The following is a 20,620-nucleotide window of genomic DNA, read 5'->3' as shown; positions in this document are numbered from 1 at the left end:
CCGGCTATAGCGCGTACTTCCCTGCATCCAGCACGCGAGCCGCAACCTTTTCGCGAGCCGCAATCACGTTCACCGGGTCTATTTTCACCAGACGGCGAAGGATCGTCATCTGAGTGCGCAGCATGTCACCATCAGCAACATCGGCGAGAGCTTTCTTTGCTGCAGCTTCTACGCGGGCAAAAGCGGATTGGAGATAAACATCCATCATCGCCAGCGCTACACCGCAAGCTTCCTCGCCTTGTGATTCCATCAGCTTCAAGGTGCGGGCCAAGACGGAATCCATTGCGTAGATCTCGATTACGATGTCGGCAATGGCTCCCATCACTTCCTGATGATCAGTGATCTGCTGCATGTACTTCTGTGAAGCAGCACCGGCCACCATGAGGCCAATCTTCTTCGCGTTCTCGATCATCTTGCGCTGGGCTGCGAGTTTGCGAGTATCTTCTTCGGCAAAGCTCAGGCCAGACATGATCTCATCCATCAGCTTCTTAATCGCCGGAAGCAGCGGAAGCTGACCGCTCATGGCGCGCTTCAACAACCATCCAGTGATGATAAGGCGATTGATCTCGTTCGTGCCTTCGAAGATGCGGTTCACACGCGAGTCGCGATAGGCCCGCTCGGCAGGATACTCCTCAACAAAGCCGTACCCACCAAATATCTGAACTTGGTTATCGACTACTTTGTCGAACATCTCCGAAGCCCAAACCTTGATGATTGAGCACTCGACAGCGTACTCCTCAATGGCCTTGCGAATGAGCTTCGACTCATCCGGCGAGCCTTTCGGAATGTCTGCCGTGGCGGCGTCCATCATGCCCACCGTGCGGTACACCAGCGCCTCGCCTGCGTAGATTCCGATTGCGATGTCAGCAAGCATTTCGCGAACCATGCCGAAATCGCCAATCGACTTGCCGAAGGCTTTGCGCTCTTTGGCCCACTTGATGGAGTTCGCGAGGCACGTGCGCGCACCCCCCACGGCCGCAGCTCCCAGCTTGAAGCGCCCTACGTTCAGGATATTGAACGCAATCGTCGCGCCTTTGCCGAGTTCGCCAAGAACATTCTCTACCGGAACCTTGCAATCGTTCAGAATCAGCGGACAGGTCGAAGATCCACGAATGCCGAGTTTGTGTTCTTCCGGTCCAACGCTGAAACCCGGGAATGTGCGCTCGACCAAGAATGCAGTGAACTTCTCACCGTCAACCTTGGCGAAGATCACGTACAGGTCCGCGAACGACGCGTTGGTGATCCACATCTTCTCGCCATTGAGTATGTAATGCTTTCCATCCTCAGAGAGTACAGCTTTTGTGCGGGCGTGCATGGCGTCAGAACCGGAGCTGCTCTCTGACAGTGCGTACGCGCCAACCCATTCTCCGCTGGCAAGCAAGGGCAGGTAGCGTTTCTTCTGATCTTCTGTTCCAAACCACACAATCGGGAGCGTACCTATGCCAACGTGAGCACTGAACGTTACAGCGAAGGAGCCGCACTTTGCGATACGGTCGGCAATGATGGCCGAGGATACCTTGTCCATCTCAGTGCCGCCGTATTCTTCTGAAATATCGACACTCGTCAATCCAAGATCGGCGGCCTTCTTCAGCAACTCACGGCTGAAGGCGAAGTCTTTCTTCTCGATGCGATCTACGTTGGGCAGAATCTCCTGAACCGCGAAGTCCTCCGTGGTCTGCTCAATCAATTTGTGCTGTTCGTTAAAGTCTTCAGGAGTGAAAACTTCCTTGGAATTGGTTTCCTCGATCAGGAAGTTTCCGCCTACAACTTTCTTTTGCGCCGGGGTCACAGTCGTTGCCATTCTTCCTCCAGATATCTTGAAAGGCGCGCGGGGAGCACCCGCGCGCGTTCGTCCGAATCGATCGGTTTATTCGAGGTTTTCAAAGATTCCGGCAGCGCCCATTCCACCGCCGACACACATAGTGACGATTCCGTAGCGCTCCTTGCGTCGTTTAAGTTCGCGCAGAAGAGTCGCCGTAAGTTTGGCCCCGGTGCACCCCAGAGGATGACCCAGCGCAATAGCGCCGCCATTGGGATTGACCTTCGCTGGATCAAGACCCAGTTCCTTGATGACCGACAGCGCCTGCGCAGCAAACGCCTCGTTCAGTTCAAAAACGCCGATCTGATCGACAGTGAGGCCAGCAAGCTTCAAAGCCTTCGGCACTGCATACACCGGGCCAATGCCCATCTCTTCCGGCTTGTAGCCTGCCGTCGCAAACGCTACGAACCGTGCCAGCGGCTTCAGACCGAGAGCCTTGGCACGTTCAGCACTCATTACGACCGCAGCAGCGGCCCCGTCACTCATCTGCGAAGAATTGCCAGCCGTCACCGTTCCCTTGGCGTGGAATGCGGGCTTCAGAGCACCCAGCGCCTGCACGGTGGTATCCGCGCGAGGTCCTTCATCGACTTTGAATTCGAAAGCCTGAGCCGAAAGCTGCACCGCCGCTCCGCCCCGAGTGGCCTGAGCTACCGGAGTGCGGAAGGTGACTTGGACAGGAACGATTTCGTCGGCGAACGCACCGGACTCGATCGCACGCAGAGCCTTCTGATGACTCTGATAACTGAACTCATCAGACTGCTCGCGTGTGATTTCGAATCGCTTCGCCAGCCGCTCGGCAGTCAGTCCCATCGAGAGATACGCATCTGGATAGTTCTGCACCAGCGACGGATTGCACGACACCTTATGCCCGCCCATGGGAATCATAGTCATGGACTCGGTGCCGCCAGCGACGATGACCTCGGCGCCACCGGCTGCAATCCGATCCGCTGCAATGGCGATCGATTGCAATCCCGATGAGCAGAATCGATTGATCGTCATCGCCGATGTTTCGACCGGAAGACCGGCACGCAACGAGGCGATGCGGGCCACGTTCATTCCCTGCTCCGCCTCCGGCATTGCGCACCCTAGAATTACGTCCTCGATCTCGTGCACGTCGAGCTGCGGGACGCGCGCAAGTGCTCCTTGAATGGCCACCGCGCCCAGATCGTCTGGACGTGTGGCGCGTAATGAGCCTTTGTAAGCCTTGCCGACCGCGGTGCGGACGGCGCTAACGATGACTGCTTCACGCATGACTCGCTATCTCCTCGGTCGATCTAGTTGCGAAGTGGTTTGCCGGTTTTGAGCGTGAACTGAATACGCTCCTGTGTTTTGCGCTCGCCAGACAGGCTCTTGAACGCCTCGCGCTCTAGGTCGAGCAAATACTGCTCGCTGACAGGAGTTCCGGGCGTCAACGCGCCGCCGCAAAGCACCTCGGCAACCTTGGTGGCGATCTTGACCTCGTGATCGCTGATGAACTCACCTTGCCGCATCAGATGTACTCCCAGCTTCAGCGTCGCAAGAATGTTTTCGCCTGGAGCCGGAATGTCTGTGCGCGGGACAGGAGCACGGTATCCGGAACGAGCCAGTTCAAGTGCGCGCGCCTTGGCATCGCTGAGAACACGTTCGCGATTCATCGTGATCTCATCGCCGCGACCAAGGAATCCCAGCCCGCGAGCCTCGAACGCGGAGGTCGAAACCTTCGCCATCGCGACGGTCTCAAAGGCCTTCTTCATCGCTTCCATCAGTTCGACTGACTCGCCGCGCCCATCGGGTCGAATCGACTGTGCAGCATCCACGGCTCGCAGAGTCATCTCTTTGCAGCCGCCTCCACCGGGCAGCAGACCGACGCCTACCTCCACCAGACCCATGTAGAGCTCGGCATGGGGCTGACGGGCAGCAGCGTGCAGAGAGACTTCACAACCGCCGCCTAGGCTCATGCCAAATGGCGCAGCAACGACCGGCTTCGGCGAGTACTTAATGAGCTGGGTCATGTTCTGGAACTGGCGGATCATCATATCCACCTCGTCCCATTCCTCGTCCTGCACGGCCATCAGCAGCAGCATGATGTTGGCGCCAACGGAGAAATTCGGCGCATCATTGCTGATGACAAACGCGTCGAAGTTTTCGCCGAGGCCACCAGGTTTCAGAGCCTGCGTCGTGAGCTGAATGATGTCGGCCCCGAGCGAGTTCATCTTGGAATGGAACTCGATGCAGCCAACACCGTCACCAAGGTCGATCAGCGATGCGCCGGAGTTCGACTTCACGATGCCAATCGACTTCTTCGCGACGTTCACACTCCACACACCGGGCGCGACTTTCTCTTGCTTGTAGGTGCTGGTTGCGAGGTCGAAATACGCTCGTCCGCTCGCAGTATTTGAGGCATCGGTGTACCAGCTCTTATTACCGGAAGCGAGCAGCTTTTCGACGTTCTCCGAGACCGGCTTCCCTTCCTTCTTCATGCGCTCGACAGATTCTGAGACCCCGATGGCGTCCCACATTTCGAACGGGCCCATCTCCCAGTTGAACCCCATGCGCATGCCTCGGTCGATCTCAACCACGTTGTCGCTAATCTCCGGAATGCGATTGGCCGAGTAAGTGAAGACCTCTGAAAGTGCAGTCCAGAGAAACTCCCCAGCTTGGTCGATCTTCTGGCCACCGAAGCCGGTCAGCATGCGCACGCGCTCGCCGAGGGATTCGATATTCTTCGCCATTTCAAGCGCCGGAAGTTTCGGCTTCTGTGCCGGACGATACTCCATGGTCTTCCAGTCGAGAGCAAAGCGCTGTTCGCCTTCCGGACCACGCTGTTTCTTGTAGAAACCAGCCTTGGTCTTGTCGCCAAGCAAATTGCGCTCGAGCATCTGGTCAAAGAACTTTGGCAGCTCAATATCGCCGCGCTCATCGAGCATCTCGGTCTCGCCGCCACCGCCTGCCGCAACTACATGGGCAAGACGCTTTGCATTCCTCACCACATGGCCGAGAACATCCAGGCCAACCATGTCCATGGTGCGGAACGTCGCAGATTTCGGGAACCCAATGGCGGATCCAGTGAGCGCATCGACCTCTTCAATCGAGAAGTCGAACTGCTGCATCAGGCGAATAATGTTCACCACGCTGAAGGTACCGATGCGGTTCGCGATGAAGTTCGGCGTGTCCTTCGCATAAACAATCCCTTTGCCCAGACGAACGCTTCCGAACTGTGCGACGGCCTCGATGGCCTCGCGGTCGGTTTCCGGGGTGGGAATGATTTCCAGCAGTCGCATGTAGCGGGGAGGATTGAAGAAGTGTGTGCCAAACCAGTTCCGGCGGAAATCTTCGCTGAAGCCTTCGGCAATCGAGTGCACCGGAAGACCGCTGGTGTTGGTCGTCACGATGCTTCCTGGCTGCCGAACCGCTTCTACCTTCCGCAGCAGGGCACGTTTGAGGTCGAGATTCTCAACCACCGCCTCGATGATCCAGTCGCATTCGGCGAGAAGGCCAAGGTGATCTTCGAAGTTGCCAGTCGTGACCAGGTTTGCGAAACCCGGTTCCATGAACGCCGCGGGCTTCGATTTACGGGCAGCTTCCAAACCAGCATCCGCGATCTTGTTTCGGGCTGTCGGCCCGCCGCCGGCAGCGTCGGGTGGAACGATGTCGAGTAGATAGGAACGCACCCCGGCATTAGCCAGGTGCGCAGCGATGCGGGAACCCATGGTTCCCGCGCCGAGGACGGCGACTTTCTCAATTCTCTTAAGCATCGAAGAAGCTTCTCCGAACGATCCACTGCAACGAACACGGCCCAGTTAAACGGACAAGCCGTCTAAGAGTCCTTCCAACGCGAAACGATCGCGCAGAACGAACAGAGGACACGAACATCAACAACTCTGATGCATGGAAACGGAGAGGAAGAGAAATCAATCAAGGGAGGATCAGCCAATCGTCCCAAGACGGCACCCACGAGCCATAACCTCTTCAGGGTCAACAAAAAATCGCCCCAAAATAAAGGCGGCGCACGTCGAGAATGTGGGGTGAGGATGGCAACGACGTGCGCCTTATTAAGTTGTACTGACTGTACTGAATGAATTGCCATTCAGTCAAGCGATATTTGTCTCAATTCAGGAAAATTGTTGGCCCTGAACTTTTCCCCGCAATCCAGCCGTTCTGCTATCCGTTCAGCGGATTACCCGAATGCTCTGAGTTTCCGATGTGCCCGCCCGAGAATGCTCCACGGTAATCGGGCGCTCCAGGATCATATCGACCAAGGTTCCGCTCTCGATGCGAACATCCGGACCGCGGGTCAACAGCACCGAAGCAAGTCCGACACCGGCACCGATCAGGCCCCCTGTTGCAGCGCCTCCCGCCGAACGAGCAGCAACCGCTCCAATAGCTGCTCCAGTCACGCTGGTGGAGGCCACAGTTCCGGCATCTTTCCCTTTCGTTGGCTGGCTCTCGACGCTGCCTTCCTTGCGATCCTTCATTTCAGTCTTTTCCTCGCCAGGAACACTGTCAATTGTGCCGGGCAGCAGCAGTGTGTACCCGCTAGGAAAGATCAGGGTATTGAAGTGGATGACCAGTTCGCCGCGGCCCTTCAAGCGTCCCGGGCGCTGCGAGCGCTGGATCACGCCTTGCACATACGTGCCAACCGGAATCACGATCTTCCCGTCTGACACCACGGGAAAAGATGTTTCTGCATAAACCGGATCATTTTCGCGCGCGCTCTTTGTCGAGATTGCATGCTTCAAAGTGACCGCTATACGCGTTCCAGCGGCCAATGTATATGCGTCCACCTTGGGAGAGGATGACGGGACTGCATGCACGGTCGGCGAAGTGACAGGAACGGCATTGGGGTCGGTCAATATAGGACTACCGCCAGGCTTCACAGATGTGTTCTCCGCAGCTGGCTGCGTTTGTTGCGCCACGGCGAGGCTGGAAAGCAGAAGCACTGTCACGAAAGCGCGCATCGTTGCACCTCAACGGGATTTTACTTTGATTCCAATCTACCGAGCTTGTTTCGAAGGCCTTCAATGCCGGATTCGCAAGCTGAGCTATTTCCCGACCAGACTTCGCAAAAGCGACGTATTTTCGAGCGCCAAAGCACTGCGCATGCGGGCACGGTTGCCTTCTGTAATGAGCAGCAAACAAGAATGCGTGAGCACATGGCCCACGCATTTTGTTTGTTCTTAAAGTCTTAAGTTACTGTTCGTCACCCTCAGGAGGATTCTCCGATGATGACGGTTGTGACGGCTCGGCGACATCGGAGTCTTTCTTTGTCTTGAGGCGGACCACGATGACCTTGGCAAAACCTTCTTCGAACTTCGGTGGACGCAGCTTCTGTGCCATGCGAAGCATGACGTCATCCGGAACGTTACGCGAACGCTTTCGATTGCGTTCCATGCAGACTTCCGTCGGTACGTCGAAGAATACGGCGTGCGCTTCATAACCGAAATCGTTGGCCATCTTGATCCAGCTATGGCGTTCCTTCGGCGAAAGGTTGGTTGCGTCAATGAAGTTCATCGGACGCCCGGCTATCAGTCTCGCGCGCAACAGCGAGCGGAGCGAGGAGAACACCAGGTCCTGAAAACGCTGCTCGGTCGCATCATCAAAGAGGAGACCGCGAACAAGATCACTCGACAACGGGATGATGTTGTGGCGCTTGAACCACGAACTCTTACCGGATCCGGGCAGCCCAATGGCTAGGACCACAGCTCCCTTTTTTGCTTTTGGAGCTTCCGCTTTCGGAGTTACTGGTTCTGGAGCTTCCGTTTCGGGAGTTTCGGGAACTGTCTCTGGGGCGTCGATTTCGGCGGCTTCACCTGTAGCAAGACCTGGCTGAATGGGAAGCTCGGGACCGGATGACAACGACTGCGCAGCTTTCTGCTGCTGGTCAGTGCGGTTACGTCCGCGACCGCCTCGGCCGCGGCGTCGGGAACGATCTCGGCGAACTGAAGGACGACCGGACATAGGCGGCTGCGTCTCTCCATCGAAGGGGTCTTTCTCTGGCTGGGCCTCGTAAACAGGTTCGGGCGGAGCATCCGGCGAAGCGTTTTCGCGGCCTTCGCCGGTCTTCGCCCAGTTAGCTTCGCGGTCAAGGAACGTCGGCTGTAAAGGAGCCAGTTCCTGAGGCTGTTCTTCAGACTTCTGCGGGTTGTTCTTCTGCTGATTGCGACGCTTCACGCGATCGCGCATCCATCTGCGCATAATGGACTTATACCACGTTCGACCACTTCCAAGCGAGTCCTACTCACACAACCTCAAACTCGTTCGGAGTCGCAAAATTGCTTCGGCACCGCACTCGTTCGACTTCGATTCGCGTGGATTTGCGTCGGACACGACGATCACGAATTACGAGGCGAGAGGCGGAATGAGTGCTGCGACATGGAATGCATGAGTTATTCCCGCTCACAGTTTGCCCCGACACAGATGGGGGTGCTAGCATTTCAAACGGCTGCAAGAAGGACGTCCGGAACTGCGCTATGGGACTGTCCTCTGCACTGTTCAAATGCCAGGAGGCAAGAATGGCAATCAAAGTTGGCATCAACGGATTCGGTCGCATTGGCCGCAATGTTTTCCGCGCATCTCTTAACGATCCAAACATTGAGATCGTCGCTGTAAACGATCTGACCAGCCCCGACACGCTGGCTCACCTTCTTAAGTACGACTCTATTCTCGGCAATCTTAAATCTGACATTAAGGCAGAAGGCGACTCGATCGTCGTCGATGGCAAGAAAGTCAAGGTCTTCGCGCAGAAGGACCCTGCACTGCTTGAATGGGACTCCCTTGGAGTTCAGGTCGTGGTCGAATCCACCGGCCGCTTCACCAATGCTGAGGACGCTAAGAAGCACCTGCGCGGCTCAGTGAAGAAGGTCATCATCTCCGCTCCGGCGAAGAACGAAGACATCACGATCGTGCTCGGCGTCAACCAGGACAAGTACGATCCGGCCAAGCACAACATCATTTCGAACGCATCCTGCACCACGAACTGCCTGGCTCCGGTTGCCAAGGTTCTGCAGGACAGCTTCGGAATTGTGAAGGGCTCCATGACCACCATTCACAGCTACACGAATGATCAGGTCATCTTGGACTTCCCGCACAAGGACCTCCGTCGCGCCCGCGCCGCTGCCCTGTCGATGATTCCTACCTCGACCGGCGCCGCAAAGGCCATCTATCTTGCGATCCCCGAACTGAAAGGCAAGCTGGACGGATTCGCCGTTCGCGTTCCGACTCCGAATGTCTCGGCCGTGGACCTGGTCTGTGAAGTGGGCCGCAACACCACAGTGGAGGAAGTCAACGCTGCTCTGAAGAAGGCCAGCGAGACCGCTCCGCTGAAGGGCTACCTGCACTACACCGAAGAAGAGCTTGTCTCCTCGGATTTCAAGGGCGACGCCGCTTCTTCGACGCTGGATGCCAAACTGACCCGCGTTCTTGGCGGCAACCTGGTGAAGACCTTCGCCTGGTACGACAACGAGTGGGGCTACAGCAACCGCGTAAAAGACCTCATCCTTTTCCTCGGCGAAAAGGGACTGTAATACCGGAAGGGGTTGGAGATCATGCTCCAGCCCCTTTCATACTTCCATAGCATTGTTCAAGTATCCGCAGTCAACGAAACACTCAGGTGCACGCCATGGCCAAGCTTTCGATCCGCGACCTGCAATTTAATAATCATAGAGTTTTGATGAGAGTGGATTTTAATGTTCCACTCGACAATGGCCGGGTTACGGACGACACACGTATCCGGGAGACGCTACCCACTATCGAATACGCTTTGCGTCACGGCGCAAAGCTCATCCTCGCATCCCACTTGGGCCGCCCGAAGGGCAAGCCCGATCCAAAATACAGTTTGAAGCCCGTTGCCGAACGTCTCCGCATTCTTCTGGATGAGCGGATGGGACGCGGCCAGAACGTAGGATTCTCTCCTGACTGCATCGGAATGCAAGCCACTGAGATGGCAAACCAACTCGAGCGCGGTCAGACCCTGCTTCTCGAGAACGTCCGCTATCACGCAGAAGAAGAGAAGAACGATCCGGAATTTGCCAAGCAGTTGGCAAGCCTAGCCGAGTTCTACGTCAATGACGCATTCGGCTCCGCTCACCGCGCGCACGCCAGCACTGAAGGTGTAACGCATTACATCCCAAAGAATGCCGCTGGCCTGCTGATGGAGAAGGAACTCGAGTACCTCGGCAAAGCGACCGAACATCCTGCCAAGCCGTTCCTGGCAATTCTCGGTGGCGCCAAGGTCAGCGACAAGATCGGCGTGATTCGTAACCTCCTGCCCAAGGTGGACGCACTCATCATCGGCGGCGGGATGGCTTACACGTTCTTGAAGGCCGAAGGTCAGGAAATCGGAAAGTCGTTGCTTGAAGCCGACAAGATCGATCTCGCCAAGGAACTGATCGCCGAAGCCAAGGCAAAAGGGGTTCGTCTGCTACTTCCGGTGGATCACGTCGTTGCCGACAAGTTCGACGCCTCGGCGACTCCCACCGTCATTGCAGAAGGTCAGGCGATTCCAGCCGACAAGATGGCGCTCGACATCGGTCCAGCTACGATCGAGAAGTTCGCCGAAGAGATCGCTACCGCACGCACAATCGTGTGGAACGGCCCCATGGGCGTCTTCGAATTCGACCAGTTCAGCAAGGGCACGACGAAAGTTGCTTCTGCCGTGGCTGACAATCCCGGAGCTACCTCGATTGTTGGCGGTGGAGACAGCGTAGCAGCCGTTCACAAGGCAGGTGTGGCCGACAAGATCACCCACATCTCCACCGGTGGCGGCGCGTCGCTCGAGTTCCTTGAAGGCAAGAAATTGCCCGGCGTGGAAGCCCTGACAGACAAATAGGTCACGCAAGTCGACTGTGAAAAACATCGTTCGGCTGGACCTCGGAGACGGTTCCCAGATCTTCTTCGAGGCCGGTGACATAACGAAACAGACCACCGACGCCATCGTCAATGCCGCAAACTCCAGTTTGATGGGAGGCGGTGGCGTCGATGGCGCCATCCATCGCGCCGGCGGTCCGGCGATCCTCGCAGAATGCAAAAAGATTGTCGCTCGCCAGGGGCATCTGCCTCCAGGCGAAGCCGTCCAGACCACAGGCGGCGCGATGAAAGCAGCCTTCGTGATCCACACCGTGGGGCCGATCTGGCAAGGCGGGATGCAAGGCGAAAGCGGCATCCTTGCCAGTGCCTATCGCAATTCCCTGAGACTGGCCGACCGGTTAGCACTTCAATCTGTGGCTTTCCCCGCTATCTCTACCGGAGTTTACGGATATCCCCCTGAAGCCGCCGCGGAGATTGCGGTTCGTACGGTTGTGAATGAGTTAGCAGAAGCGCGCAGCGTTCGCGAGGCACGCTTCGTATTGTTCAGTACTGATATGTTGTCGGTATTCATACAGGCTGCGAGGGAAGAACAGCAGCGGCGCAAAGCCTCTGACTGGAATTTCGCAACCATTGCAATTGAGTGATTCATTCTCTGAAAGACAACGAGGCGCTTATGAGCCGCAAAAAGATCATCGCAGCAAACTGGAAGATGTATAAGACCCCTGAACAGGCTCGCCAGTTCATGGAAGAATTCGTGCCGCTCGTGGCCGATCACACGCGTGACGAAATCGTGATCTGCCCACCTTTTGTGGACATTGCGGCCGTCGTCGAAAAAGCCAAGGGAACCAACATCGAAGTCGGCGCCCAGAATATCTACTGGGAAAAAGAAGGTGCATTCACCGCCGAGATCAGCGGTGAAATGCTCATCGGTGCCGGTTGCAAGTGGGTCATCATCGGACACTCCGAACGACGCCAGTACTTCGGCGAAACCGACGACACCGTAAATCGCCGTCTCAAAGTCGCATGCGAAGCCGGACTTACTCCTATCGTCTGCGTGGGCGAAGTAAAGGAAGAGCGCGAAGCCGGTGTGACCGAAGACGTTTTGCGCCGCCAGTGCACACGCGCATTCAGCGGAATTTCCGCCCGCAAAGCCGCCAAGATGGTTGTAGCCTACGAACCGGTGTGGGCTATCGGCACCGGACTGACCGCAACGCCTGAGATGGCAAACGACGCACACGTTCTTATCCGCCAGGAAGCGGCCAATGTCTTCGGCGAAGAGTTCGCGGGTCAACTCCGCATCCTCTACGGTGGCAGTGTGAAGCCCGAGAACGCACATGCCCTGCTGTCGCAGGAAGATGTCGACGGCGCTCTTGTTGGCGGAGCCAGCCTGAAGCCTGACTCTTTCACAAAGGTCGTGAACTGGTAGCTTATTGCCGGAATTCCGGCTGTGAAGGCAAATCGCAGCCGGAATTCCACAGCAATCTACCGCGAATAGCTGTCAGGGGCTTCCCAAGTACGCCGAGTTTGTTATACTCGAAATGCCTCAGTACACGTTCTTTGGAACCTGGATTGATCGTTGCAGCCCGAAGTCAATGCGGGCGCAGCGAGAGCTGTGCGGAAGTGGTGGAATTGGCAGACACACCATCTTGAGGGGGTGGCGCCGAAAGGCATGCGGGTTCAAGTCCCGCCTTCCGCACCATACGTCCTCCCCTGTGGAGTTGTACGTTCCAAACGTCCCGAGAAGGCAAGAGTTCAGATATCTCCGGTGTGTTTTCATCCATCGGGAAGGAATAGCATGCTACTCGTTCTGGTCACTATCGTTCACGTAATTGTTTGCCTGTTCCTGATCGCCGTCGTTCTGCTCCAAAGCGGCGCCAGTGCCGATCTTGCAGCCGCCTTCGGCGGTGGACTGGGCAGCCAGACGGCATTCGGACCGCGTGCGGGAGCCAACCTCCTGACCAAGCTCACCACTTGGGCCGCCATCATCTTCATGCTTACCTCATTCACGCTGGCTATCATGTCAGCCCGCAACACGGGAACCGGTGGTTCGGTCCTCGGCAATCAGAAGGCTGCTCCTACGCAGAGCGCTCCTGCAAAGTAAGATCAAAGTTCTTTCAAGACGAAATCCCCGCCCGAAGGCGGGGATTTTCTTTGCCATGAACACTTCCCTACTTCTGTAGAAACGGGTTCTGCTCGCGCTCCTCTCCTATCGTCGTCAACGGTCCGTGTCCGGGAACCACGATGACATCATCTGGAAGCTCCAGTACATGGGTGTGAAGCGAATGCAGAATCTTCTGATAGCTGCCGCCCGGGAGATCGGTTCTTCCGATGGACCCGGCGAATAACGTATCTCCGGCGATCAACTTCTTTTCCGGCTCGAAATAAACACAGAGCGACCCCTCGGTGTGTCCCGGAGTAAGAATCACGACGCCATTCAGCGAACCGGCCGAGACTTTCTGCCCTGCAATGGGACTGTCGTCGATCTCCACCCTGCCCGGGTTCTTCATTCCCAGCCATTGCGCTTGCATGGGCAGCATAGCTACAAGGTCCGAGTCGTTCTCGTTCAGCAGGATCGGTGCCCCGGTAGCCTTCTTCAGTTCCATAGCGCCGCCGATATGGTCGAGGTGCGCATGGGTAACAACGATCTGCTTCACCTTCAAACCATGCTGCGCCACAATTGCCAGAATCTCCGACACGTCCGCGCCGGGATCAATAACCATTGCTTCGTGCGAGGTCTCATCGCCGATGATCGAGCAATTGCACTGGAGTGGACCAACCGCGAGTATCTCGTGAATCATAGAGAGATGATATCCATCACCAACAAAGATTTCAAAATGTTCAGACGCCTCTATCCAATCTCCTGAGGACGCGCTCGATTCCCTCGCAGAACTCTGCTTCTGGCGCTATGAGGCTGACCACTAGAAAACCGAATCCAGGGAAGTCGAAGAAGTGTCCCGGATGCACGAGAACGCCGTCTGTCTCCATCAATTCAATCGCTAGATCCTCATCAGACTGAACGGCTGAGGTGCGCAGGACCGCATACCATCCAGCATCGAACGCAAGCCGGGTGGTCATCTTTGCTTCCTGGAGTCGGGAATCGAGTTCATGCAGATTGTGCTGCACTCTTTGGCAAAGTTGCCGCTGAATCCCGCCTCGCGTTTCCAGCAGTTCAGGAACCGCCCACTGCACCGGAGCGTTCGGAGAGAGATAAGTATCGGCGATCACGTCCAGACGTTCGAGAGCGGTTCTGACCAAGGCTTCAGGGCCGCCGGCTGCAATCCACGCCACTTTGATCTGCGGCAAGGCCGAAATTTTTGACAGCCCGCTAAGCGTGAATGTCAGGGCCTCGTTGTTCGCAGCAAAGCTCAGCGGGGCCTCGTCGTTCAGCCCATAATCGAGAAAAACCTCATCGGCCACAATCGCGAGTTGATGCTCCCGGCATAACGCGTTCAGCCGTTCCAATTCCCAAGTCTTCGTATAGTGCCCCGTGGGGTTGTTTGGATGCACCACCATAATGGCGCGCGAACGCGCAGTCATCGCTCGCCTCAGCGACTCAAACTCAATCTGCCAGCCGTGGTCATATACCAACTCATAAGGCACGAGTTCCACGTCCTGAATATCGGCCAGGAACTCAAAAAGCGGGTAGCTCGGAGAGGGGACCAGAACCTGATCTCCCGGGTCGCACAGCAGACGAAAGCAATAGGAATAAGCCTCGCTGGTGCTGACTGTCAGGATGATCTGTTCCGGCGATACGGCAATTCCACGCTGCGAATAGTAGCCAGCGACTGCTTCTCGTGCTGGTCGGATGCCCTTCGACGCGGGCTCATATTGCAGCGCATGGGGGTGTTGAAGCGAATGCAAGATGCGCTCCGTCTCAAAGCACAGCCCTACCGTCGTGGGATTCGAAGCCGTCAGGTCAAGCAGCGCCTTCCCGCTTCGGCGTGCCGCGTCGAGCGCCAGCGAAAAGCGGTTCGGCGCAAGGTTCCAGTTCGTTCTTGTTGCAAACATGCTTTATTGACGTTATCGCGCATGACTGCCATGGGCAAGCAAATCGAGCACTTCAGCTCTGCACACTGTATTATTGAGACAGGAACACACCCTTGCATAGCTGGACAATCCTGTGAACTCTCTGCTCCGTTTTTTCGAAGTTGAGGCTCGCGGCAGCAGTATTCGTCGTGAAATCCTTGCCGGAATCACCACGTTTACCACAATGGCGTACATCGTTGTGGTGAACCCCGCCATTCTGAAGACTGCCGGAATCCCTGTCGGACCGTCGATGACGGCCACGATTCTCGCCTCGGTCTTCGGATGCCTGCTGATGGGCTTCTACGCTAACCGGCCTTTCGCGATTGGCCCCTACATGGGCGAGAATGCATTCATCGCGTTCACGGTCTGCCTCGGCCTGGGACTTCGTTGGCAAACGGCACTCGCAGCGATCTTTCTCGCGGGCATCGCGTTCATATTGCTGACCGTTCTGCGCCTGCGGCAATGGCTTGTGGAGTCCATTCCCACTTCTCTGCGCTACAGCTTTGCCGTCGGCATTGGATTGTTTCTCACCTTTATTGGACTCAACACCACCGGAATCGTCCAGATCGGGGTGGTTGGTGCGCCGGTCAGGGCAGGAGCGCTTACCAGCGCTCCCGTGCTGGTCTCGATCTTCGGTTTCGTGCTGATTTCCGCTCTTGTGATCAAGAAGATACCGGGCGCGATCTTGATCGGAATCATTGTCACGGCGATCGTTGCATTCGCTACTGGCGTTGCTCCTTGGCCGCATGCAGTTCTCGGCGCGCCTTCCAGCGTAGCGCCTATCTTCGGCCAGCTTGATATTCGCGGAGCTTTGTCGCCCAAGTCGCTGCCCGTCGTGCTCATCATCTTCATCATGGCATTCGCCGATACGATGGGAACCCTTATCGGCTTGTCTGCTCGCGCGGGATTCCTGGACAAGAACGGCAATCTGCCCCAAATCGAGCGCCCGATGATGACTGATGCGATCAGCACTGCACTGGCCCCAATCCTCGGCACAACTACCACCGGAGCATTCGTCGAATCTGCGACGGGAATCGAAGCTGGCGGACGCACCGGAATCACCGCCATCGTTGTAGCGATAGGATTTGCGCTCTCGGCTTTTGCCGCGCCGTTCGTGGGCGCCATCCCTCCGCAGGCCTACGGCCCGGCGCTGATCATCGTTGGGCTGTTCATGCTCTCCCCGATCACGCAGATCGATTTCACCGACTACACCGAATCGATCCCGGCCTTTGCCGTAGTCTCGCTGATGTGCTTCACCTACAACATCGCGGTCGGCATTACGTCTGGATTCCTGCTTTATCCCTTCTGCAAGTTGCTAACAGGAAAGGCGCGCGAGCTTCATTCGGGATTGTGGATACTGGCAGCTCTATCGCTGCTGTTCTTCATCTTCTACCCGTATAAGTAGAGATCATTTTCCCGGTTTGAAATTCGGAACCGGCAAGTGCCGCGACAGAAAACAACCAATACATGCCGCGCATCAGAGTCACTGAAAGGTGAAAACGATGCGCGGATTTTTGTTTGGTTTTGTGATCGCCATTTTGCTTGCGGTGATAGCCGGATATATGTTCGTTCGCGGCGGCGGAGTTCAACTCGCGACCACAGCTCAACCGCTCCCGGGCGAAGCAAGAGCCGCAAAAATGGCTCTCAAGGCCAGCATAGGATCAGCAAAAGACCAGAAAGATCCACTTCCGCAATCGGACGAGAACATGATGGCCGGTGCTGCAATCTACAAACAGCAGTGTTCGGTTTGCCACGGAACTCCGCAGCAACCTCAAACCATGATTTCGAAAGGCATGTTCCCGAAGCCCCCGCAGCTACTCGAGAAAGATGACATGGTGACTGATGATCCTGAAGGTGTGACCTACTGGAAAGTAACGCATGGCATCCGGCTATCCGGAATGCCGGGATTTGTCAGCACGCTATCCGATGCGCAACGCTGGCAGGTAACCATGCTCGTTGCTCACGCGGATAAGCTTTCCCCTGTGGTGAAAGCAGCGCTAAACCAGAAATGATGGTCAGCGGCCTAATCCGCGCTCTCCAATTCCTCGCTGAGCGCTGCCCATTCATTCTCCAGATCCGACAGCAGAGTCCGCTTTTCGCCGAGCAAAGCTGAGAGGCGTTGCGTCTCTTCAACGCTGACAAAGCGGCTTAGCGACTCTTCGCATTCGGCAATGACGGATTCTGTTGCATTGACCTCTTCCTCCAACTTCGCCAGGCGATCCTCCATCTGTTTGCGCTTCATGGGATTGACGCGCCGTTTCGTTTCCACCGCTGGAGCCACGACAGGCTCGGCCACAGCCACCGCCGGCGCTCCAGTCGCAATGCCAATCGATGAACGCAGCGACTCGTCCAGCGCCTGCGCGCCGTTCTGCTTGCGCCACAAGTAGTCTTCGTAGTTGCCGGGATAGATGTTCACTTCCCCATCAGCAACTTCGAAAATCCGTGTCGCCAGGCGGTCGATGAAGTATCGGTCGTGCGATACGAAAACGCAGGTGCCAGTAAACTTCTGCAGCGCCTCGAGCAGTACGTCCTTCGCTCGAAGGTCGAGGTGGTTTGTTGGTTCATCCAGCAGAAGGAAATTCGATGGATGAAGCAGCATTCTAGCCAGCGCATAGCGATTTCGCTCGCCTCCGCTGAGCACGCCTATCTTCTTGAAAACATCATCTTCGCTGAACAGGAAGCTTCCAAGCAGGCTGCGCAGTTCCGTCTGCGATCGCGGCGCCACCATGTCGAGATCGTCGATCATGCGCGCCTCGGTATCGAGTTCTTTGTACTGATCCTGCGCGAAGTAATCGACCTCGACGTTGTGCCCCAGCGAGTAATCACCGCTTGAAACGGACTCAGTTTGCGCCAGCATCTTGATCATGGTCGATTTGCCGGCTCCGTTCACTCCGACCAGTGCGACCCGCTCTCCACGCTCAATCGTGAAGTTCACATTGTGAAGCACATGCTTGTCACCGTAACTCTTGCTGACGCCCTTGAACTCGGCAACGATTCGCCCGCTCGCCTTCGGCTGAGGGAAAGTGAAGTGGATTGTCTTCTCTTCCTCTGGCACTTCGATCCGCTCAATTTTTTCCAGTTCCTTGATGCGGCTTTGAACCTGCTTCGCTTTTGTTGCCTGATAGCGGAAACGCGAGATGAAGGCTTCCAGTTGTTCAATGCGCTCGCGCTGATTGTTGTACGCGGAAATCAGCGAATCGCGCCGTTGTTCCTTTTCCCGCAGATACTTGTCGTAATTGCCAGTATAGAAGTGAACACCCTTGTTCCATATCTCCACAATCTTCTTCACCGTAACGTCGAGGAAGTATCGATCGTGCGAAATCAGAACGTACGCGTAGGGATAATCGTTCAGATATCCCTCGAGCCAGTTACGCGTCTCGAGGTCCAGATGGTTTGTAGGTTCGTCGAGCAGCAACATGTTCGGCTTGGAAAGTAATAGCTTCGCCAGCGAAATTCGCATTTGCCAGCCGCCACTGAATTCTTCCGTCTGGCGCAGCCAATCACCTTTGCCGAATCCGAGTCCGGTCAGGACCGTGCCGACCTGCGATTCGAGACTGTAACCGTCGCGCGTGAGAAATTCGCTCTGCACGCGGTGGAAACGCTCGCTTACCTGCTCGTACTCAACGCCTGAAGGATCGATCTCGCTCATGCGGCGCGTCAAGTCTTCCAACTCGCGCTCCATCGCATGAACATCTTCAAATACCGACAAGCACTCGGCGAACACAGTTCGGCCACTCAGGTTCAGACCGTCCTGGGGCAGGTATCCCGCGCTCACGCCCTTGCCGCGGGTGATCGTGCCATAGTCGAGCGTTTCGAACTCAGCAATGATCTTGAGCAGGGTGGACTTCCCTGTCCCGTTGCCGCCAACCAGTCCTATCCGGTCCTGGGGGGTGATTAACCAATTCAGGTTTTCGAAAAGTAATTTGTGGCCGAATCGCTTGCCGGCACCCGTGAGCTGAATCATTCAGAAGTGGACCGCACTGTAAGATATCTCTTCAATTCTCTCACGGATGCGCAGTGGCATTCGCTTTCCGATGCTGCTCAATACGAAGACGCAGTTCCAGCGAGGTCTCAGCCTTCGCCTCCTCGGTTCGTCCCTGCGCAGACCTGATTCTGGCCAGCAGGCCGTGATATCCCGGCCCTGTGGGATCAAGACTCAAGGCGATATTCAGATACCGTTCCGCCTCGCCAACATTCTTGGTCTCGAACTCCACCTGCGCCAGTTTATACGCGGCTTCATTGCGATAAATGAAGGATTCTCCGCCCGGAAGCAGGGGGCCGTTGCCGGGATTCGTTAATTCCAGCACTTTCAGGAAGCCCGGTCGTGCCCGATCGTACTGCTTATCCGCCAGGAGAATGGCCGAGCGCGCCTCAAACAACTTCGCCGCGGAAGGATGGTATTGAATTGCCTCATCGAGCAGTTCGATTGCCTTGGGGACGTTCTTCTCCTCCTCGTAGATGAAGGCGAGTTGCAACTGCCCCTTCGCTTGCCGGGGAGCGATCTGGTTGACTCGGGTCCAGAGCGTCTTTTCGCAATCCCAGAAGCCCGTCTCGTGCCACGTCAAACCAGACCAGAGGGCAACAAGCCCCAGCGCCAGCGCGAGTCGCATTTTCGGCTGCAACGCCCCGAATCTCAGAATTGCCCACGCCACCAGCACGCAAAATGCGTAGCTGGGAAGGTACAAATACCGATCATGCTCGGAAACCATCACCGACAGTGCCACAGCAGGAGCGAGCGTCAGCACAAACCAAACGATCAAAAACGCTGCCGTATTTGATTTGCGCTTGTACCAACACCAGAAGATCGCAGCCATCAATAACAGTGCGCCTGTTCCCGGCAACACAAAGTTCCGAAACGTTGGCTGACGAAGGATGGTCACTGCATACTCGACACAAAGTCCCCATGGCGCAACCAGGTGGCGAACGTACCACCAGATCGCATACGGTGCGGTCCACAGGTTTGAGTACGTGTAGGTGGGGTGCACATATTCGGCCGTGGCGGCCGGAGGCTTGATGACCTGATGGCGAATTGCCATGTAAACGGCGCCCACAACGCTATACCACGGTAGAGCGACGAGCATCCGTGAGACCCGCTCGCCTCGCGGCGATTCAAGCCACAGGTAAACCGCGATCAGCGCCGGAATCACCAGCATCGTCTCTTTAGTGAAGATTGCGCAGGCAAATAGCAGTACCGAGAAGCCCAGCTTCGTTTTCGACTTCCTCGCGAAGAAATCCAGAAACGTCATTAGCGAGGCGAAAAAGAACAGTGCGCAAAGACCGTCAACGAGACTGCTTCCGATCCAGGCAACGCTCTCAACCTTCGTGGGATGCAGCCCGAACAACAATGCCGAAAACAGTGCTAACCGGTTGTCGTGCAGCAGGCGACGTCCGAACTCAAACGCAAGAATCACCACGCCCAAATGCACCAGAATGGCAAACAGGTGCAGCCATCCCGGCGCACCCCCGGTGAAGTACGACAGCAGGAATCCCCAGCACATCGCCAGAGGACGGTAGTACACAGAGTGCGCCGTTCCGTCCGAACCGAATATGTCATGGACAAAGAACTGCCCAATGTCCCTCAGCCGAGGGCTCCAGGAAGCTGGGATGTTATCGTCATACACGGTCGAGAAGGCCACCGTGCGCACATACAGCCCAAACAGCAGTATCAATGCCGTGCGCAGCAGCCAAGGCTCGGTCTGGAATAACGCCCAAAGTCGTGACCAGAGCGATCTAGTCGTAGGCTGCTCGGAGACAGACGTCTGCGTCTTATCTTCTGGTGCCGTTGAGAGTGACATGATTCAGGTGCAGTTTATCGCAGTAACTCGCGCTATTTGAAGCAGATTCGCTGTATATCTGCCGCCTCAGGGGTTACCTAAGCTGCAGTAATGGCGCGCTCAGGATATAATCAAGGGAGCATACCTGAGTTTTCGTTCATTCGCTTCGTCACAGAATCGTGCAACGGACTCGCGGCAGAGTTCCCTGCCTTATGCG

At 56.3% G+C, this 20,620-nt stretch carries 16 protein-coding genes and 1 tRNA gene; 8 read left to right on the top strand and 9 right to left on the bottom strand.

Features of this window, described 5'->3' with window-relative positions:
* Positions 1–4: 4 nt before the first annotated feature.
* From AC6IZD_RS05825 to AC6IZD_RS05805, 5 genes are all read right to left on the bottom strand, one after another.
* Positions 5–1,801 carry an acyl-CoA dehydrogenase FadE gene (locus AC6IZD_RS05825; protein WP_497786743.1) on the bottom strand — a complete coding sequence of 599 codons (1,797 nt, stop codon included), beginning with the start codon at positions 1,799–1,801 and terminating at the stop codon, positions 5–7.
* Positions 1,802–1,867: 66 nt separating this feature from the next.
* Entirely contained in the window at positions 1,868–3,070 is a 1,203-nt protein-coding gene (locus AC6IZD_RS05820) for a thiolase family protein (RefSeq protein ID WP_497786742.1), read from the bottom strand.
* 23 nt (positions 3,071–3,093) lie between these two features.
* Complete coding sequence (locus AC6IZD_RS05815; protein WP_497786741.1) at positions 3,094–5,553, bottom strand: 3-hydroxyacyl-CoA dehydrogenase/enoyl-CoA hydratase family protein; 2,460 nt, start codon at positions 5,551–5,553, stop codon at positions 3,094–3,096.
* 414 nt (positions 5,554–5,967) lie between these two features.
* Entirely contained in the window at positions 5,968–6,756 is a 789-nt protein-coding gene (locus AC6IZD_RS05810) for a hypothetical protein (RefSeq protein WP_497786740.1), read from the bottom strand.
* Positions 6,757–6,988: 232 nt separating this feature from the next.
* Entirely contained in the window at positions 6,989–7,981 is a 993-nt protein-coding gene (locus AC6IZD_RS05805; protein WP_497786739.1) for an AAA family ATPase, read from the bottom strand.
* Between the two features lie 329 nt (positions 7,982–8,310).
* Here AC6IZD_RS05805 and gap point away from each other — a divergent pair, with 329 nt between their 5' ends.
* The 6 genes from gap to secG all read left to right on the top strand — a co-directional run bounded on the left by gap (position 8,311) and on the right by secG (position 12,704).
* Complete coding sequence (gene gap, locus AC6IZD_RS05800; RefSeq protein ID WP_497786738.1) at positions 8,311–9,321, top strand: type I glyceraldehyde-3-phosphate dehydrogenase; 1,011 nt, start codon at positions 8,311–8,313, stop codon at positions 9,319–9,321.
* Positions 9,322–9,416: 95 nt separating this feature from the next.
* Positions 9,417–10,625 (top strand): phosphoglycerate kinase, encoded by a 1,209-nt coding sequence (locus AC6IZD_RS05795; protein ID WP_497786737.1) that lies wholly within the window; start codon positions 9,417–9,419, stop codon positions 10,623–10,625.
* Positions 10,626–10,641: 16 nt separating this feature from the next.
* Positions 10,642–11,247 (top strand): O-acetyl-ADP-ribose deacetylase, encoded by a 606-nt coding sequence (locus AC6IZD_RS05790; RefSeq protein ID WP_497786736.1) that lies wholly within the window; start codon positions 10,642–10,644, stop codon positions 11,245–11,247.
* A gap of 29 nt (positions 11,248–11,276) precedes the next feature.
* Entirely contained in the window at positions 11,277–12,029 is a 753-nt protein-coding gene (gene tpiA, locus AC6IZD_RS05785) for a triose-phosphate isomerase (RefSeq protein WP_497786735.1), read from the top strand.
* Positions 12,030–12,217: 188 nt separating this feature from the next.
* Positions 12,218–12,302, top strand: a tRNA-Leu gene (locus tag AC6IZD_RS05780).
* Between the two features lie 96 nt (positions 12,303–12,398).
* Positions 12,399–12,704 carry a preprotein translocase subunit SecG gene (gene secG, locus AC6IZD_RS05775; RefSeq protein WP_497786734.1) on the top strand — a complete coding sequence of 102 codons (306 nt, stop codon included), beginning with the start codon at positions 12,399–12,401 and terminating at the stop codon, positions 12,702–12,704.
* A 67-nt stretch (positions 12,705–12,771) separates the two neighbouring features.
* Here the strand turns inward: secG and AC6IZD_RS05770 are convergent, their stop codons facing one another.
* Positions 12,772–13,401: an MBL fold metallo-hydrolase gene (locus AC6IZD_RS05770; RefSeq protein WP_497786733.1), complete on the bottom strand. Its 630-nt coding sequence runs from the start codon at positions 13,399–13,401 to the stop codon at positions 12,772–12,774.
* A gap of 40 nt (positions 13,402–13,441) precedes the next feature.
* Complete coding sequence (locus AC6IZD_RS05765; RefSeq protein WP_497786732.1) at positions 13,442–14,611, bottom strand: pyridoxal phosphate-dependent aminotransferase; 1,170 nt, start codon at positions 14,609–14,611, stop codon at positions 13,442–13,444.
* A 112-nt stretch (positions 14,612–14,723) separates the two neighbouring features.
* Here AC6IZD_RS05765 and AC6IZD_RS05760 point away from each other — a divergent pair, with 112 nt between their 5' ends.
* Both AC6IZD_RS05760 and AC6IZD_RS05755 read left to right on the top strand, forming a co-directional pair.
* Positions 14,724–16,034, top strand: coding sequence for an NCS2 family permease (locus AC6IZD_RS05760; protein WP_497786731.1), 1,311 nt, complete (start codon positions 14,724–14,726; stop codon positions 16,032–16,034).
* 97 nt (positions 16,035–16,131) lie between these two features.
* Positions 16,132–16,641, top strand: a complete 510-nt coding sequence (locus AC6IZD_RS05755) for a c-type cytochrome (RefSeq protein WP_497786730.1) — start codon at positions 16,132–16,134, stop codon at positions 16,639–16,641.
* An 11-nt stretch (positions 16,642–16,652) separates the two neighbouring features.
* Here AC6IZD_RS05755 and AC6IZD_RS05750 read toward each other — a convergent pair whose 3' ends face one another.
* Complete coding sequence (locus AC6IZD_RS05750) at positions 16,653–18,593, bottom strand: ABC-F family ATP-binding cassette domain-containing protein (RefSeq protein WP_497786729.1); 1,941 nt, start codon at positions 18,591–18,593, stop codon at positions 16,653–16,655.
* Between the two features lie 40 nt (positions 18,594–18,633).
* Complete coding sequence (locus tag AC6IZD_RS05745; protein ID WP_497786728.1) at positions 18,634–20,424, bottom strand: hypothetical protein; 1,791 nt, start codon at positions 20,422–20,424, stop codon at positions 18,634–18,636.
* Positions 20,425–20,620: the final 196 nt, after the last annotated feature.

It is taken from the genome of Koromonas humicola, assembly GCF_059726255.1.
Note: the sequence above shows the minus strand (reverse complement) of the source record. Positions and strands in the feature narration are given on the sequence as shown.